Source organism: Kitasatospora sp. NPDC043949 (assembly GCF_056435365.1).
The window spans coordinates 1-15,452 of record NZ_JBWKEQ010000051.1 but is presented as its reverse complement, the minus strand read 5'-3'; the positions used below and the strand labels follow the sequence as shown (position 1 = coordinate 15,452).

The following is a 15,452-nucleotide window of genomic DNA, read 5'->3' as shown; positions in this document are numbered from 1 at the left end:
CCCCTCTTTTTCTCCTCCCCCCCCCGCCCCTCCCCCCCCCCCCCCCCCCCCCCCCCCCCCCCCCCCCCCCCCCGCCGCACGTGGGAACCAACTTCGGTGCCGGGTTCGTGGTTGTGGCCGTCGTCCGGGTCTGCTGGAGTTTGACCGCTTGTCCCTTCCGCCGGGCCCTGCCTGCGTTCAGCTGAGGCAGGTGGTCGAGCGCTGTGACCACGGTGAACGACACGTCCGGCCACGGCAGGGCCGAGCTCCGCGCGTGGGGCCAGGCCAATCCCAGGCCAGAGGCCGAGGACCAAGCTGATTGCGGGCGCGCGGTGGCGTTCAGCGTGGAAGGACCCAGTCCGGTGTCCAGGTGCCGGGGGCGTCGTGGCCGGTCGTGGTGGCGGCGAGGTGGGCGCGGAGGGTGGCCAGTGCTGGGTGGGGGTTGTCGCGGTGCCAGAGGAGTGAGTGCGGGTAGACGGGCGTCGGGTCGGTCACCGGGATGCGGCGCAGGCCGTGGTCGGCGGGCCAGACGAGGCGGGTGTGCTCGCCCATGAAGGTGGCCAGGGCCGGAGTGTCGGCGATGGTGTCGAGGAGCGCGTCGGAGCCGAAGTTGGGGCCGGTCGCCTCGATGGTGAGGCCGAACTCGGCGACGAGGTCGTCGTAGTAGGCGCCCCACTCGGTACCAGGGACGATGCCGGGCATCCAGATCCGGTGCCCGGCGAGCTGGGCGACGGTCACCGACCGGGCGCCCGCCAGCGCGTGGGCGGGACCGGTGAGGAGCTGGAGCGGTTCGTCGATCACCCGGACGGACTCGATGTCCTCGGGAAGGGGCCGGCCGGGCGCGACGACGGCGCGGAAGGACGCGTCGATCGCACCGGAGCGGATGGCGTTGACGGCCGTCTCGATCTCGAACAGCATCATCACGTCGAGATCGATCTCGGGGTGCGCGCGGTGGAAGCCGCGCATCAGGCCCGACGCCGAGCCACGAAGGTTGATCACGTCGACGCGCAGCGGACGGCGGCCGGGGCGCACGGACTCGACCGCGCGCTCGGCGGCGCGCAGCAGCTCGCGCGCGTGGGGCAGGAAGGCCTGCCCGTCGATGGTGAGCTCGGCCCCGCGTGCGGTGCGGGTGAACAACCGCACGCCGAGGTTGCGTTCCAGCGCGGCGATGCGCTTGGAGACGGCCTGCTGGGTGACGGCCAGCTCGGCGGCGGCCTCCTGGAACTGCCCGGCGTCGGCGGCGGCGACAAAGGTCCGAACGGTGTCGAGGTCCATGGCGGCACTCTATAGGTACAACTGGTGGTTGTGGCTTGGCGGTCCTGTGGTTGTTTGATCCCTGAGGATGAGGCGCGCTTTGATGCTTCCGATCGCTGATCGGTTGTGCGGATGGGAGCGGCCGTCGGTCCGCCGAATCGTCTCCCCGCGCCGACCGGGTGCCGCCAAGTAGGGAGAGAACTCGCGTGAGTACTGCCCCTGCGTCTGCCCCCGCGCTTGACCCCGCGCTTGACCCCGAGCACACCGCTCTGCTCGTCCTGGACTGCCAGCCCGCGATCCTGGCCGTTCTGCCCGAGGGCGGGGGCCGGGAAGCCCTGCTCGACCGCGTGGAAGCGGCGATCGCCGACGTCCGCACCAGCGGCGCCACCGTCGCCCACGTACGCGTCGGCTTCACCGAGGCCGACTGGGGCGCGATCCCGGCCACCAACAAGTCCTTCGCCCCGCTGGCCCGACACCGTGTCATGCACCACGAGGACCCTGCCACGGCCATCCACGAGCGCCTGGCTCCCCGGGACGGCGACCTCGTCGTGCGCAAGACCCGCTACGGCGGCATGTCCACCACCGACCTCGACCGGCAGCTGCGCGAGCGCGGCATCACCACGCTGGTCGTCTCCGGCATCAGTACCAGCGGTGTCGTCCTGTCCACCGTCCTCGACGCGGCCGACCGCGACTACCGGCTCTACGTCCTGTCCGACGGCGTCGCCGACCCGGACACCGAAGTCCACGACGTCCTGCTCCAGAAGGTCCTCCCCTCGCGGGCCCACATCATCGACACCGCCGAGCTGCGCACCCTGCTCCGGGCCGGCTGACTCGAACCGCCGAACCGCCGAACCGGAGACGGGAGCGGTGTCAGCCGGACACCGCGCGCGCCCGGCGAGCACACTTCCACCGTGCCCCCCGTGCCCGAGGGCCGTGGTACTCGGCCGGCTGCGGGTTCTCCCCGGTCCCGGCGGCCGCCGCGGATCCGCAGGTGTTCATGTGGGCCCTCGGGAAGGAGGACGCGAGCGCTACCGAGACGGCGCTGATCCGTTTGGCGGCGATGACCGGCGGCACGCGGCCCGCCCAGGGAGCCGGCTGGGGCTGGGGCCGTGGAGACCGGGCGGGGAGTCCGGACCCGGTTCACCAGCTGTTGAGCCGCTGGTTCGAGGGCGATCACATGGTGCGTCAGATCGCAGAGCCCGACGCTTGACTCGCCGGGCAGGTCGGGTCCGCCGACCGGGTCGCTCCGGTACGGCCGGGTCACTCCGTTACGGCCGGGTCACTCCGTTACGGCCGGGTCACTCCGTTACGGGCAGGCATTCGGTGAGCAGGCCGACGATGTCGCGCCAGGCGCGCTGAGCGTGCCGGGGGTGGTGGCCGACGCCGGGGAGCACGGTGTGGCCGACCGTCGGGTGGTGGAAGGCGTGCAAGGCGCCGCCGTAGACCACGAGGCGCCAGTCGACGCCCGCGGCCTGCATCTCGGCGGCGAACGCGTCCCGTTGTGCGGGCGGCATGATCGGGTCTTCCGATCCGACCCCGGCCCACACCGGGCAGCGGATGCGCGCCGCCTCGCCGGGTCGGCCCGTGGTCAGGGCGTTGACCGTCCCGATCGCCCGCAGGTCGACGCCGTCGCGCCCGAGTTCCAGTGCGATCGCGCCGCCGGTGCCGTAGCCGATGGCGGCGATCCGGTCGGGGTCGGTCCGCGGTTCGGCGCGCAGTACGTCGAGCGCCGCGTGGCCGATGCCCCGCATCCGGTCGGGGTCGGCGAGCAGGGGAGTGACGTGCGCCAGCATCTCCTGCGGGTCGGTGAACCAGCGCCCGCCGTTGATGTCGAAGGCCATTGCCACGTAGCCGAGTTCGGCGAGGGCGTCGGCCCGGCGGCGCTGGAAGTCGTTGAGCCCGGGCCCCTCGGGCCCGACCAGGACCGCGGGTCGGCGGCCGGTACCGGCCGGGAGCGCGAGGTGCCCGATCATCGTGAGGCCGTCGGCCGGGTACTCGACCGTGTGCGTGGTAACCGTCGTCATGGGACCGGACTGTAGTGAGCGTCGAGCCCGGGCGGGCCGGTTTTTCGCCGGCGGCAGAACGGCGCGGGTGTGCCTCGGATGATGCGGCGATGCCAGTGGTGGGACCGGGCTCGGGGGCCGGTCCCACCACGGACGGCGGTCGGCGGGAGGCGGATCGGCGGGTTCGTCTCACGCGACGTCGTCGGCCGCCCGCGCTTGCACCGTCCGCTCCGTCATCCGCTCCAGGCTCGTGTCAGTATCCGGCCGGGGCGTCCTCGATGTCCGAGATGAGCTTGGTGCTCAGGTCGCTCTGCACGGCCAGCTTGGTGTGCGTGGCGTTGGGGCCGGTGCCCCAGGTGAGCGTGACGGTGGTGAACAGGTGGCCGGCGCCGGAGTCGTGGTACCGCACCTCCCAGTGGGTGGGCACGTCCTGGGCGCGGAGGACGCCGTCGGCGTGGTTGGCCTGCTCCCAGGCGGCCAGTCGCTGCTGGAAGTCCTCCGTGAGGTAGTGGGCGCGCAGGCCGTCCGACAGGTTGTCGGTGCCGTCGGAGACGGCGTCGATGTAGGCGCCGTAGAAGTCGGCGACCCGGTCGACCGCGGAGTCCGGGCTCCCGTCGCGGACCGGGTCCCCCGGCGCCACCCGCTGCCCGACCGCCTGCTCGGTACGGGTCGGGGAGACGGGGTGCTGCGGGCCGGCCGCCGTGGCCTGCGGCGCGGCCGCCGCCAGGATCAGGCCGACCGTGGCGGCCGCCGCCAGCAGTCCGCGTCGAACACTCAGCTTCATCGTCAGTCTCCCTCGTCATGCCAACGGGTCGAGCCCTGGGCGGGTCACCTGGCAATGCGCGGACCGTCCGGGCCGGATCACACCAATTACCTGCTCAACGACGCCCGGCCCGGAAGGGAACGGGCCGCGCGCAATCCCGGCGCAGATCCGACCCTTCGGGCCGTCATGGTGTGATCAGTCTGGTCACCGGGTGCCGCGGCCGGGGGCGGGTCGGTGCGGGGGGCGGCGTTCGTCGCGTTGGCGGTGCGGCTGCCCGTGGTGTGCCGCTGGGGGGCTGGTTCGTGGCCCCGGGCGGGGTGGTGGGTCGTGGTCGCGGAGTTCGCAGATCACCGCCCAGGCGACCGACACCACCGGCACCGCGACCACCGCGCCGAGGACACCGGCCAGCACGGCGCCGCCGATCACCGACAGCGCGACCGCCACCGGGTGGATCCGGACGGACCAGCCCATGACCAGCGGGTGCAGCAGATGGCCCTCGATCTGGCCGATGACCACGATCAGCCCGAGCACCAGCAGCGCGACCACCGGGCCGCGGGCCGCCAGGGCGACCAGCGCGGCGACGGCCAGCGCGATGGGGGAGCCGATCAGCGGGACGAGCGCCGCGACGAACTCCAGCATGATCAGTGGCAGTACTAGCGGTACCCGTAGGGCGGCCAGCGCGACGCCGACCAGCACAGCGTTGGTCGCCGCCACGATCAGCACACCCCGGGTGTAGCCGGCGAAGGTGCGCCACGCGGCGTGCCCCGCGCGGTCCCAGGCAGATCGTGACCGGGCCGGGAGCTGGTGCTGCGCCCAGCACCACATCCGGTCGCCGGAGTGGAGGAAGAACACCGAGCAGAACACCGCGAGCGCCAGCCCGGTGAGCATTTCGACGACCCGGCTCGCCCCGCTGAGCGCGGTGCTGAGCAGCGCCGAGCGGTGGGCGGTGACGAACTCGCCGAGCTTCGCGCGCAGGTCGGTGACGGTGCCGGCCCGCAGGTGGAAGGGGGCGCCGGTGAGCAGGCGGTCGATCCGCCCGAGGCCGCCGCGCAGTTCGGTGCCCAGCCGGCCCCACTCGCCGACGACGGTCGTCCCCACCAGGGCGAGAACGCCGCCCACGACCACGATGGCGCACACGAGGACCAGCAGGACGGCGATCGAGCGGGGCAGCGCCCGTGCCAGCAGGTCGACGAGCGGCCGTAGGACCGAGGTGATGACCAGCGCCAGGAACACGGCGATGACCGGCAACTGGAGCCGGCCGAGGACGGAGACGGCCAGGTAGGCGGCCACCCCGAGCAGGAGCAGCCGCCAGGTGTACCCGGCGGCGGTCCGCAGCCCGGCCGGCACGCGGCCTCCGGACCCGTCGGACACGACGGGGCGCGCCCGGGGCAGGACCACCCGGGTCGGGTGGCGCCGCCGGGCCGGTCTCGCGCCGTTCACTCGCACGGGCGGCCTCCCTGGCGTCTGCCGGGCTTCGTCCGGCGTCGCGCGGCTACCCGGGCCGACGGGCCGGAAACGGGAGAGGGTCCGGAAACGGGAGAGGGTCCGGAAACGGCCGAGGGTTCGGAAACGATCGAGGGTCCGGAAACGATCGACGGGCCAGAAGCGGTCGGCGGGCCGGAAACGCTCGCGTCCACAGCTGCGCCGTGAGCGCGACCAGCAGCGCGCTGCGTGGCCCGCCACGTACACCGCCGCGGCGGTCAGGAACAGGCCGACGTGCCCGACGGTGGAGAACGCCGGCACACGTGTAGCCACCGTGGCTGCGGGCACACGCGGGGCATGGATGAGGAGCGGGTGGTGAGCCCGGCCCTGCCCGGGGCGGCGGCCCTGCCCGGGGCGGCGGTCCGTCCGGCCCAGGTCGTCCGCGCGACCCGAACCGCCGCGCGGGACGGCGGCCGGGACGGCAGGACTCCGCCGCGAACGGACCGGGAGCCCGCCGTGTCACGGCCGGCCGAGCAGCCCGGCGGGGGTGAGGGGGAGCAGCAAGTCGGCGGCCTGCGCGTCGCGGTGCGCCGGGAGGGCCGCGCGCGGGTGGTCTCCCTCGGAGGTGAACTGGACCACGGCAGCGCGAACGGTCTGTGGACGGCGCTGTCCCGTCCGGTGGCCGGGGGCGAGGAACGGATCGTCGTCGACCTCACCGGCCTGCGGTTCTGCGACTCCACCGGGCTGAACCTGCTGCTGCGCTCACGCCTGGACGCCGAGGCGGCCGGCCTGCGGCTGGGACTCGCCGGTCCGGGGCCCGTGGTGGCGAGGCTGTTCGCGATCACGGAAGCCGACACGGCGCTGCGCATCCACCCCGACCTCGACGCCGCTCTGAAGACCGCGGACCCGCCGCAGCGCGGCTGCGACGACGTGGAGTGAGGAGAACCCGGCATGAAGAGCCCCGGGGAGGGAGCGTTGCCGAAGGACTCCGGCCGGAGGGCGACGGCTTCCGGCCGGCGGCCGAGTGGCTCCGACCGGACCAGGCGGCTCGTGCTGGTCGGCAGTGAGAGCGCGGTCCAGCGGTCCCGGGACTTCAGCCGTGCGGCGCTGCTCGCCTGGCACTGGCTGCCCGCGCCGGATGCCGGGCGGCTGGCGGCGGCGGAGGACGTCCTGCTGATGGTGTCGGAGCTGGTCACCAATGCGTGCCTGCACGCGCCCGGCGGCCCCCGGGAGCTGCGGCTGGGCTGGGACGGCGAGCGGCTGCGGGTGGAGGTCTCGGACGCCAGCCCGGCCGCGCCGCGGCTGCGCCCGTTCGCGGACCCGGGCCGTCCCGGCGGCCACGGCCTGCGGGTGGTGGACCGGCTGGCGCGCGACTGGGGCTGCCTGCCCGAGGGCGAGGGGAAGCTGGTCTGGCTGGAGGTCGCGTCCCCGGTGGACCCTGGTGCCCTCCAGGGCTGAGCGGGGTCTCAGGCCTGACCGGGGTGCGGCTGGGGCGGCGGTGCCGGATCGGGGTCGGAACCGGGGCCCGGGAACGGGTCGGGAGTGGGGAAGGGCGGGATCGGCGGCGGTGCCGGGTCGGGGTCCTCGCCCGGCTTCGGGGCGGGGTTCGGGTGGGGGACCGGCTCGGTGTCCGGGCCGGGGGGAGCCGGGACGGTCATCATCACCGGCGTGGTCGTCATCAGCGGCATGGTCATCCTGACCGGCGTGGTGGTTCTGACCGGCATGGTGGTTCTGACCGGCGTGGTCGTCATGACGCCCTCCTCAACGGCCCAGCGCGTGCGACAGCTCGCGCTTGTTCATCTTCGAACGGCCCTTGACGCCGCGCTGCCTGGCTTCGTTGTAGAGCTGGTCGTAGGTCGGGCCCCGGGCCCCCGTGTGCGAGCGCTGCCCGCCGCGGCGGCCGGAGGAGATGTCGTGGAGCGAACTGCGGCTCGCGGTCTTCGGCTCGCCGTGCCGGGCGCGTTCCTTGTTCACCGTGCGGGCGGCGATCTCCTCGGCCCGCTTCTCGGTCTCGCCCCGGTCGAGCGCGCTCTCCTTGATGTGCTCGTACTGGCGCTCCCGTTTGGGGCTGGATCCTCGGGGCATGGCGGCGCTCCTTTTCGTGACGGCAGGGCGTTGCCCGAGCGCGTGTACCCGTAGGCAAGGTAATAAACCGCCCAAAACATGAATCGGAAGTCGTGTGTCGGGTAGAGAACGCATGACGCGGCCGTGGATCGCAGCCAGTCGCGTCCGCACCCTCACCGGGTGCCACCGGGACCGTCGCCCGACGACACCGGGCCCAGGTCCTCCGGAAAAGCAGCCCCGTCGCGTTCGGCGCGAGCCGCTCGCGGCGCCGGGCGTTCGCCCCGATGCCCCAGGAGAGAGCCACCGTGTCCACCACGCTGGAAACCGGTCGCCCCACCGACCGGACGGCCGCCCCGCCGTCCGGCCTTCCGCCCGACGTGCCACCCCGCCCGACGGACGCGCAACTGCGCGCGATGGGCAAGTACGAGGCACGCGAACTCAGCGACGCGCTGTTCGAGCGCCTGGCCGCACTCGCCCGCGAAACGCATGCGTACAGCTACGTGCGCGGCACGATCATCGAACTCAACATGCCGCTGGTGCGCTTCATCGCCGCCCGCTTCCGCCACCGCGCCGAGGACATGGACGATATCCTCCAGGTCGGCACGATCGGCCTGATCAAGGCGGTCGACGGCTACGACCCGCACCGCGGCGTCGAGTTCGTCACCTACGCCATCCCCACCATCGCCGGTGAGATCAAGCGCTTCTTCCGTGACACCTCCTGGCCGGTCCGGGTCCCGCGCGGCATGCAGGAGCTGTACCTGACCGTCGCCCGCGGATCCGACCGGCTGGAGCAGGAACTCGGCCGCCTCCCGCACCCCGACGAGATCGCCGAGGACCTCCACATCACCGTCGAGCAGGCCGCCGAGGGCTTGGTCGCAGGCCGCGTCTACCGGCCCGACTCGCTGGACGCTGCGCGCGAGCAGGACCTCGACGAGAGCGGCAGCGCCATGCTGGACCGCATGGGGGCCTGTGACCCCGGCATCGAACTCGCGGATTTCCGCACCGCCGTGCGCCCCCTGCTCGCCCGGCTGTCGTGCCGCGATCAGACGGTGCTCAAGCTGCGCTTCTGGGACGGCTGGACCCAGTCCCAGATCGCCGAGCGCATCGGCGTCTCCCAGATGCACGTCTCCCGCCTGCTCACCGCCACCCTCACCAGCCTGCGCGAGCAGCTGGAGGACCGCGACGCCCCCGGCTGGGCGGACGAACCCGCAGGTCCGGCCGAACCCAGGGGAGCGGAGGACGGGGGAGCGGAGGACGGGAGAGCGGACGACGGCGGAATGACCGACCAGGGAGCCGCCGAACCCGAGGCGCCACGCTGATTTCTTTCCCTCCCGGGCGTTTCCGGCCCCCCGCAGCGGATAGCCGCGCTGCGGGGGGGGGGCGTCCTGGACGAAGCGTGATGAAGCGTGACGAAGGAGGAACACCGTGTCCCCGAAGGTTTCCGACCACGTCCGGATCGAGCGGCCGCTCTTCGACGGCACCCGCGATCCGGCGGGCGGCACCGTCACCCCCGGCGCGGACGGCGCCCCCGGCCACGGGCTGCGCCTCGCACCCGCCCGAGCGGATGCGTAGCGCACGGCGTGAACCGACCGGCCGGCCGGTGACGGAAGGAGCCGACACCATGACCCGCCGACCACCGACCGGCCGTGCCCCGGGGCCGGGCGGGTTCACCGCACGGGCCCGGCCGTGGGCCGGCGGCACCGTCCTCGCGCTGTACGGCGAACTCGACCTCGACTCGGTCGGCGCCCTGCACACGGCCCTCGACGCGGCCCTGGCCGCGCCCCTCACCGTCATCGTGCTCGACTGCGCCGACCTGGAGTTCTGCGACTCCACGGGGCTCAACTCGATGCTCCGGGCCCACGCCCGCGCGGCCGCCGAGGGCAGCCGGATCGAACTGGCCCGCCCCCGCCCGCTGGTCCTGCGGATGCTCGAACTGACCGGGGCCGTCGAGGTCTTCGCGCTGCGGGACGTGCCACCGGAGTGAACGCGCGGCCTGCCGCCCCGGGCCGCGCGGGCGCGGGCCCCGGGCCCTGGGCCCCTCCCCGCCGGACCGACACCTGTCCTGCCTGTCGCCCTCCGGTGGCACAGTGGAAACAGGGCGGCGGCCCGCCGCCCCGGGGTCGGGGCGTCCGGTCGGGCACCCCGGCCGTGCGGCGGACCCGGGCGGTGGAACGGATGGACGAGCGGCCGGCCCCCGACGCCGACCCGGCCGAGCAGGCCCCGCGGCACCTGCTCGCCGGGCTGACCACCGTGCGCGACGGGGACTTCGCCACCCGGCTCGCGCCCGAGCAGCCCGGCATGCTCGGGGAGATCGCGACGGTCTTCAACAGCATGGTCGACCAGCTGTCCGCGTTCGCCGGTGAGGTGCCCAGGGGCGCCCGCGAGGTCGGCACCGCCGGCAACCTGGGCGGCCAGATCACCGTCAAGGGCGTCACCGGGCAGGGAGTGACCGGGCAGGGAGTGACCGTGCTGCACGCCCCCGACGGCCGCGCCGGACTCGACCTGCTGCGCACCCACCCCGAGACCGACCTCGTGCTGATGGACGTGATGATGCCCGGCCTCGACGGCTACGCCGCGATCGCCGCCGGCCGCGCCGAGGAGCGCTTCGCCCGCCTGCCGGTCATCGCCGTCACCGCCAAGGCCATGCCGGGGGACCAGGACAAGAGCCTCGCCGGCGGCGCCGACGACCACGTCACCGAACCCGTCGACACCCGCCACCTGCTCGGCCGGATGCAGTACTGGCTGGACACGCCATGACCGCCGGGCACGAGCCCTCGGACACCACGGCCCGGGCCCTCGCCGAGACCGTGCGCCGGCTCCAGAGCGCCGCCGCCCGGGTGCAAGCCGACGCCCGCGCCCGCGCCGTCGTCGACCTGGCCACCGGGATCCTGGCCGAACGCCTCGGCCTGCTTCCCGCCGAAGCCGCCGCCTGCCTCGCCGGGCTCGCCCGGGAGGCCGCCGTGCCCGTGGCGGCCCTGGCCGCCGACATCGCCGGGGTGTCCGGGCAGGCACCCGGCCAGGCACCCGGCCAGGCACCCGGACCGCTCGCGGGCACAGCCGACCCTGCGTCGCCCGACCCCGTGACGCCCGCTCTGGCCGCCGTCCCCGATCTGCAAGGCGCCGCCGAAGCCGTCCTGGAGCAGACGGCGGACGCGCTCGGCGCGCACGCCGTCGCGCTGTGGCTGCGGCTGCCGGGCGGTGTGCTCGCCCTCGCCGCGCACGCCGGGCTGCCCGCCGCCGAGGCCGACGCCTGGAGCCGGGTGCCACCCGGCGTCCCCACCCCGGCCCAGCACGTCGTGGTCGGCGGCGTGGAGCTGTGGCCCGGCGATCCGGAGGCCGCAGGCCCGTCGGTGGGAGCCGGCTCGGCCCGGGCCGTCCTCCCGCTGATCGACGCGGGCCGCCGCCGGGGCGCGCTGGAGGTCCTGTGGCCCGCACCCGGCCCCGCCCCCGCGCTCGGCGCGCCCCAACGCCGCCGGCTCCACGCCCTCGCCGACCTCTGCGCGACCCTCCTGGCCGACGTCCGCACTCCCGCTCCCGCTCCCGCTCCCGCTCCCGCTCCCGCCCCGCCCGGCGACGACACCGCGCTCCTGGAGGGCCTGCCCATCCCGGCCCTGCTGCTGGAGCCGGTCGTCCGCCGAGGAGAGATCGCCGACTTCACGCTCCTGCGGACCAACGCGCACTTCCGCGATCCGCTGGGCCGCCCCCGGGACACGCTGGAGGGCACCTCGCTCCTGGAGGTCTACCCCACCGCGTGCGCCACCGGCCTCTTCGAACGGCTGATCCGGGTGCACGAGACCGGGGTCCCGTTGCCCGGCGAGCGGGTCCGGCTGGTCTTCCAGCAGGGCGGACTCGCGCTTCCCACCACCGTCCTGCTCGCGGCGGCCCCCGTCGGCGGCCGCGTGCTGGTCGGCTGGCAGACGGAGACCGCGCGGGCCGGTGAGGCCGAGCAGAGTGCCCTGCTGCGCCAGGCCCAGCGGCTGGCCCGGGTGGCCGGGTTCGAGGAGCACCCAGCCGAGGGCCGGATCCGCTGGAGCGACGGCCTGCACGAGATCTACGGGCTGCCGCCCGACACCGACCCGGTGCCGCTGGCCCAGCTCGCCCGGCACGCCCACCCCGACGACGAGCCCGCGATCCGGCGCCTGCTGGACACCGTCCAGCGCCGGCACCGGACGGCCTCCGCCGTCGTCCGCCTGGTCCACCAGGACGGCACCCACGGGTACACCCGGGTGATCGCCGAGCCCGTCCTCGACGACCACGGGCGGCTCACCGGTGTGCGCGGCGCCTTCCACGACGTGTCCGCCCAGCACCGCACGGAGGTCGCACTCGGTGCCACCCGGGCACGTCTCGCCGACAGCGAGCAGGAGACCGCCGACAGCGAGCGACTGGCACTGCGGCTCCAGCAGGCCATCCTGCCCGCCGCTCCGCCCCCGCTCGGCCCGGCCGGCCTGCGGGCCGCCGTCCGCTACCGCCCCGCCGCCCAGCACGACCGGGTCGGCGGCGACTGGTACGACGTGCTGCTGCTGCCCGACAAGCGGGTGCTGCTCACCGTCGGGGACGTCGCCGGGCACGGCGTCGGCGCGGCCACCGGCATGGTCGCCCTGCGGCACGCGCTGCGTGCTCTCGCCGTCACCGGGGCCGGCCCGGCCCGGATGCTGGAGTGGGCCAACATCGTCGCCCTGCGCGAACCCGGCCAGATCACCGCGACGGCCGTCTGCGTGCTCGTCGACCCGGCCGGCGGCGAACTGCGCTGGGCGCGGGCCGGGCACCTGCCCCCGATCCTGGTCGGAGCGGACGGCGCCCACGTGCTGCCGCTGCCGCACGGCGTGCTCCTCGGCGCCCTGGACGACGCCCGGTACGAGGAGCACACCGCTCACCTGCCGCCGGGCGACGTCCTGGTCCTCTACACCGACGGCCTGGTCGAACGCCGGGACCGCCCGGTCGAGGAGTCCGTCGACCAGCTGATCCGCGCCGCCGGAGCCCCCGGCCCCGACCTGGAGCGCTACCTCGACCGGCTGCTGGAGCTCAGCCCCGCCGACACCGACGACGACACCTGCCTGATCGCCGTCCAGAGCCGGTAGCCCTCTGCCGCGTGAACCCCGGTCCCCTCGTCCTGAGCGGGCCTGCGAAGCGCGGCGTTAGGTCCGGGCCCGCCCGGGTAGGCGCGGCCCTGCGGGGGCGACCGGAACCGAACGACGGAGAGGACTCCCCATGTTGCTGCTAGGACTCCTGCTGATGGCGGCGGCCGGTGCCTTCGCCGGACTGCTGATCGCGGACAACCTCTCCGGCGGGCCCGACTACCAGGCGACGGTGCTGGGCATCCGCCTGCCGGCGCTCGACAGCCTGGGCATCTTCCTCGCCGGGCTGGCCCTCGCCCTGCTCTTCTGCCTGGGCCTGGCCCTGATGGTCCTGACGGCCCGGCGGGCCCGGCGGACCCGACGCCCCGTCCGGCTGTCCGCGCACCGGGCGGCCCACCAGCGGTCCCAACCGGTGGTGCGGCCGGACCCGCCCGAACGATCCCTCCCGCCCGACGAGGGCGAGCAGCCCGCGCCGCCGGAGGAACGCCCCGCCCAGCAGGGCGGCCGGGACGTCGGCCTACCGGCCGAGCCCCCACGCGGCGGCCGGACCCGCCACCTGTTCGGCCACTGAGGCGCCGCGACGCCCCCCGGAGCCGATCCTCCGACGACCACGGGCCCCTCACCGGGCCGGGAAGGACGCGACCGCATGACCGGACCACGGCCTTCCCTCGGACGCCCGTTCCCCACGAGGCCGTGGGCGCAGCGGCTGCCGCTCCAGGCCGACCTCAGGGCGGCCGCCGACGCCCGGGCCTTCACCGCCGAGTTCCTGGCCGACGTCGCCGACCCGCTGCTGGTCGCCGACGCCGTCCTGCTGGTCTCCGAACTCGTCGGCAACGCCCTGCGCCACGGCGGCGAGCCCGGGACGCTGCTCCTGATCCGCGCCACCGGCCGGCTGCGGATCGAGGTCAGCGACGCCAGCCCGCGCCCGCCGCTGCCCCGGCCCCCGCACCCCCCGGACGAACCGGGAGGCCTCGGCCTGTTCCTGTTGAGCCGGCTCACCCTGCGCTGGGGCTGGCACCCGTCGGGGCCGGGCAAGACGGTGTGGTGTGACCTACGGCTGCCCGCGAGCTGACGGCCCGCCCGGCGCCTGCCGGGCGGGTGTTCTGCGTCCGGGAGGAGCGGTGTCCGTGCGCGGCCACCCGGCGGCGCCGGACGCCGGTCGCGACGCCGGAGCGCCGGACGCGCCCCGCGCGGTGGCATCCTGACGGGGCAGGTCCGTCCGTGGGCGTCGAGCACAGCGAGGATCCAGTGGCCGTGAACCGACCGTCGCCGTCGCCGCCGTCGCCGCCGTCGCCGCCGTCGCCGCCGTCGCCGTCGCCGTGCGGCGTCCTGGGTTGAGCGGCGTGCGCCGCCGCGGCCGGTTGACGGCGATCGCCCGCAGCTGGTGGCAGGTCCTGCGGGCGGCCGTCGTCGGCGTGTGGGAACACGGCCGCACCATCGAACTGCTCCAGCGCTCGATGGCCTTCGCGGCGCTCTTCTTCGTGACCCTCGTGCCGCTGCTGATCGTCATCGCGGCGGCCTTCCCCGCGCGCGGCAGCGGGATCTCCGAGTGGATCACCGACGGCCTCGGCCTGAGCGGGCCGGGCGCCGACGCCGTCCACCGGCTCTTCGCCTCCCGGGGCCAGGTGCTCAGCACGACCACGGGCTTCGGCCTGGCCGCGCTGGCGGTCTTCGGGGTCTCGTTGATGGCGTCCGTCCAGGGCGTCTACGAGCGGGTGTGGGAGCTCGACCGCGGCCCGTGGCACGCGGTCTGGCGCCAGACCCTCGGCCTGGCCGGGCTGACTGGGTACATCGTGCTGGCCGCCTCCAGCGGCGCGCCCTGGCGCCACTCGGCCGCCCAGCCCTCCTTCCGCATCGCCGTCACGACCGTCGGCGGCCTCCTGCTGTTCTGGTGGCTCCAGCACCTGCTGCTCGCCGGACGCGTCCCGCCGAGGCAGCTGCTGCCCGGAGCCGTCGCGACCATGGTGGCGCTGGCGGGCCTGCGGCTCTTCTCGCGGCTGGTCTTCGCGCCGCTGCTGGTGTCCAACGCGGTCTCCTACGGGACGGTCGGGACGGTGCTGATCGTCCAGTCCTGGCTGATCGGCGTCGGCTACACCGTCTACGGCGGCGCGCTCGCCGGGCGCGCCGTGGTCCGGGCCCGCCGCACGCCGTAGCGCCGGCGCCAGGCCGGGGCGGCCGGTGCTGCGGCACGCGGGTGGGTTAGGGCGCGGCGCAGCGGGCAGGCGCGCGGGCGGCCGGGAAGGGCTCGGCCACCGCACACGCGAGGAGGCCCCAGATGAGCATGGTGAAGAAGACGGTCGACGTCGACGTGCCGCTGCACGCCGCGTACAACCAGTGGACCCAGTTCGAGGAGTTCCCGCGCTTCATGGAGGGCGTCGACGCGGTGACCCAGCTGGACGAGCGCCACAACCACTGGCGGACCAGCATCGGCGGTGTCACCCGCGAGTTCGACACCGAGATCATCGACCAGCTGCCCGACGAGCGGATCGCCTGGCGCACGACGGACGGCGACGTGAAGCAGAAGGGCGTCGTCACCTTCCAGGAACTGGATGACCGGCACACCCGGGTCAACCTGGCCATCGACTTCCAGCCGGAAGGGATGGCCGAGAAGACCGGCGACATGCTGGGCATGGTCGACCGCAGGGTCAAGGGGGACCTCCGGCGCTTCAAGGACTTCATCGAGGACCAGGGCCGGGAGGGGGGAGCCTGGCGCGGCCGGATCACCCCCGGCTGAGCCCCGCCCCCGTCCACGCCCCCCGTCACCCCCTGGCGGGGGGGGGGGGGGGGGGGGGGGGGGGGGGGGGGGGGGGGGGGGGGGGGGGGGGGGGGGGGGGGGGGGGGGGGAGGGGGGGGGGGGTGGGGGGGGGGGGGGGCGGGGGGGGGGGGGCGGTC

Annotated in this window: 18 protein-coding genes and 1 pseudogene; 13 read left to right on the top strand and 6 right to left on the bottom strand. The window is 75.0% G+C overall.

The genetic code is table 11. The features are described from left to right. Window positions 1-318: 318 nt before the first annotated feature. Window positions 319-1,254: a LysR family transcriptional regulator gene (locus tag AC07AL_RS31200; RefSeq protein ID WP_363627685.1), complete on the bottom strand. Its 936-nt coding sequence runs from the start codon at window positions 1,252-1,254 to the stop codon at window positions 319-321. 185 nt (window positions 1,255-1,439) lie between these two features. Here AC07AL_RS31200 and AC07AL_RS31195 point away from each other — a divergent pair, with 185 nt between their 5' ends. Next, window positions 1,440-2,063: a cysteine hydrolase family protein gene (locus tag AC07AL_RS31195; protein WP_400843883.1), complete on the top strand. Its 624-nt coding sequence runs from the start codon at window positions 1,440-1,442 to the stop codon at window positions 2,061-2,063. 468 nt (window positions 2,064-2,531) lie between these two features. On the opposite strand, the gene AC07AL_RS31190 is transcribed toward AC07AL_RS31195, so the two are convergent. The 3 genes from AC07AL_RS31190 to AC07AL_RS31180 all read right to left on the bottom strand — a co-directional run bounded on the left by AC07AL_RS31190 (window position 2,532) and on the right by AC07AL_RS31180 (window position 5,346). Then, window positions 2,532-3,257 carry a dienelactone hydrolase family protein gene (locus AC07AL_RS31190; protein ID WP_363584238.1) on the bottom strand — a complete coding sequence of 242 codons (726 nt, stop codon included), beginning with the start codon at window positions 3,255-3,257 and terminating at the stop codon, window positions 2,532-2,534. Between the two features lie 232 nt (window positions 3,258-3,489). Continuing rightward, window positions 3,490-4,020, bottom strand: coding sequence for a hypothetical protein (locus AC07AL_RS31185; protein WP_478319043.1), 531 nt, complete (start codon window positions 4,018-4,020; stop codon window positions 3,490-3,492). Window positions 4,021-4,203: 183 nt separating this feature from the next. Then, complete coding sequence (locus AC07AL_RS31180) at window positions 4,204-5,346, bottom strand: AI-2E family transporter (protein ID WP_478319042.1); 1,143 nt, start codon at window positions 5,344-5,346, stop codon at window positions 4,204-4,206. Window positions 5,347-5,778: 432 nt separating this feature from the next. On the opposite strand from AC07AL_RS31180, the gene AC07AL_RS31175 reads away from it, so the two are divergent. Together AC07AL_RS31175 and AC07AL_RS31170 are read left to right on the top strand one after the other, a co-directional pair. Continuing rightward, window positions 5,779-6,360, top strand: a complete 582-nt coding sequence (locus AC07AL_RS31175; RefSeq protein WP_478319040.1) for an STAS domain-containing protein — start codon at window positions 5,779-5,781, stop codon at window positions 6,358-6,360. Window positions 6,361-6,372: 12 nt separating this feature from the next. Beyond that, window positions 6,373-6,879, top strand: coding sequence for an ATP-binding protein (locus tag AC07AL_RS31170; RefSeq protein WP_363584230.1), 507 nt, complete (start codon window positions 6,373-6,375; stop codon window positions 6,877-6,879). Between the two features lie 8 nt (window positions 6,880-6,887). Here the strand turns inward: AC07AL_RS31170 and AC07AL_RS31165 are convergent, their stop codons facing one another. Together AC07AL_RS31165 and AC07AL_RS31160 are read right to left on the bottom strand one after the other, a co-directional pair. Next, complete coding sequence (locus AC07AL_RS31165) at window positions 6,888-7,172, bottom strand: hypothetical protein (RefSeq protein WP_363627680.1); 285 nt, start codon at window positions 7,170-7,172, stop codon at window positions 6,888-6,890. A gap of 10 nt (window positions 7,173-7,182) precedes the next feature. Further along, window positions 7,183-7,506, bottom strand: a complete 324-nt coding sequence (locus tag AC07AL_RS31160) for a plasmid stabilization protein (protein ID WP_478319038.1) — start codon at window positions 7,504-7,506, stop codon at window positions 7,183-7,185. Window positions 7,507-7,790: 284 nt separating this feature from the next. Here AC07AL_RS31160 and AC07AL_RS31155 point away from each other — a divergent pair, with 284 nt between their 5' ends. The 10 genes and pseudogenes from AC07AL_RS31155 (at window position 7,791) to AC07AL_RS31110 (ending at window position 15,294) form a co-directional block, all read left to right on the top strand. Then, entirely contained in the window at window positions 7,791-8,804 is a 1,014-nt protein-coding gene (locus tag AC07AL_RS31155; RefSeq protein ID WP_363584224.1) for a SigB/SigF/SigG family RNA polymerase sigma factor, read from the top strand. 106 nt (window positions 8,805-8,910) lie between these two features. After that, a complete protein-coding gene (locus AC07AL_RS31150) occupies window positions 8,911-9,057 on the top strand; it encodes a hypothetical protein (protein WP_400806672.1) in 147 nt (48 codons plus the stop codon). A 49-nt stretch (window positions 9,058-9,106) separates the two neighbouring features. Further along, on the top strand, window positions 9,107-9,469 hold the full coding sequence (locus tag AC07AL_RS31145; RefSeq protein ID WP_363584222.1) for an STAS domain-containing protein: 363 nt from the start codon (window positions 9,107-9,109) through the stop codon (window positions 9,467-9,469). Window positions 9,470-9,660: 191 nt separating this feature from the next. Further along, window positions 9,661-9,924: pseudogene (locus tag AC07AL_RS31140) on the top strand (HAMP domain-containing protein); the annotation flags it as partial. A 6-nt stretch (window positions 9,925-9,930) separates the two neighbouring features. Next, entirely contained in the window at window positions 9,931-10,242 is a 312-nt protein-coding gene (locus AC07AL_RS31135; protein ID WP_400806976.1) for a response regulator, read from the top strand. Then, window positions 10,239-12,563 (top strand): PP2C family protein-serine/threonine phosphatase, encoded by a 2,325-nt coding sequence (locus AC07AL_RS31130; RefSeq protein WP_478319037.1) that lies wholly within the window; start codon window positions 10,239-10,241, stop codon window positions 12,561-12,563. Before AC07AL_RS31135 ends, AC07AL_RS31130 begins: the two co-directional genes overlap by 4 nt. Window positions 12,564-12,693: 130 nt before the next feature. After that, window positions 12,694-13,131: a hypothetical protein gene (locus AC07AL_RS31125; RefSeq protein ID WP_363627678.1), complete on the top strand. Its 438-nt coding sequence runs from the start codon at window positions 12,694-12,696 to the stop codon at window positions 13,129-13,131. A gap of 75 nt (window positions 13,132-13,206) precedes the next feature. Beyond that, window positions 13,207-13,632, top strand: coding sequence for an ATP-binding protein (locus AC07AL_RS31120; RefSeq protein ID WP_363584214.1), 426 nt, complete (start codon window positions 13,207-13,209; stop codon window positions 13,630-13,632). Between the two features lie 271 nt (window positions 13,633-13,903). Continuing rightward, window positions 13,904-14,713, top strand: coding sequence for a ribonuclease BN (locus AC07AL_RS31115; RefSeq protein ID WP_478319036.1), 810 nt, complete (start codon window positions 13,904-13,906; stop codon window positions 14,711-14,713). A 122-nt stretch (window positions 14,714-14,835) separates the two neighbouring features. Further along, window positions 14,836-15,294: an SRPBCC family protein gene (locus tag AC07AL_RS31110; RefSeq protein ID WP_363625638.1), complete on the top strand. Its 459-nt coding sequence runs from the start codon at window positions 14,836-14,838 to the stop codon at window positions 15,292-15,294. Window positions 15,295-15,452 lie beyond the last annotated feature (158 nt).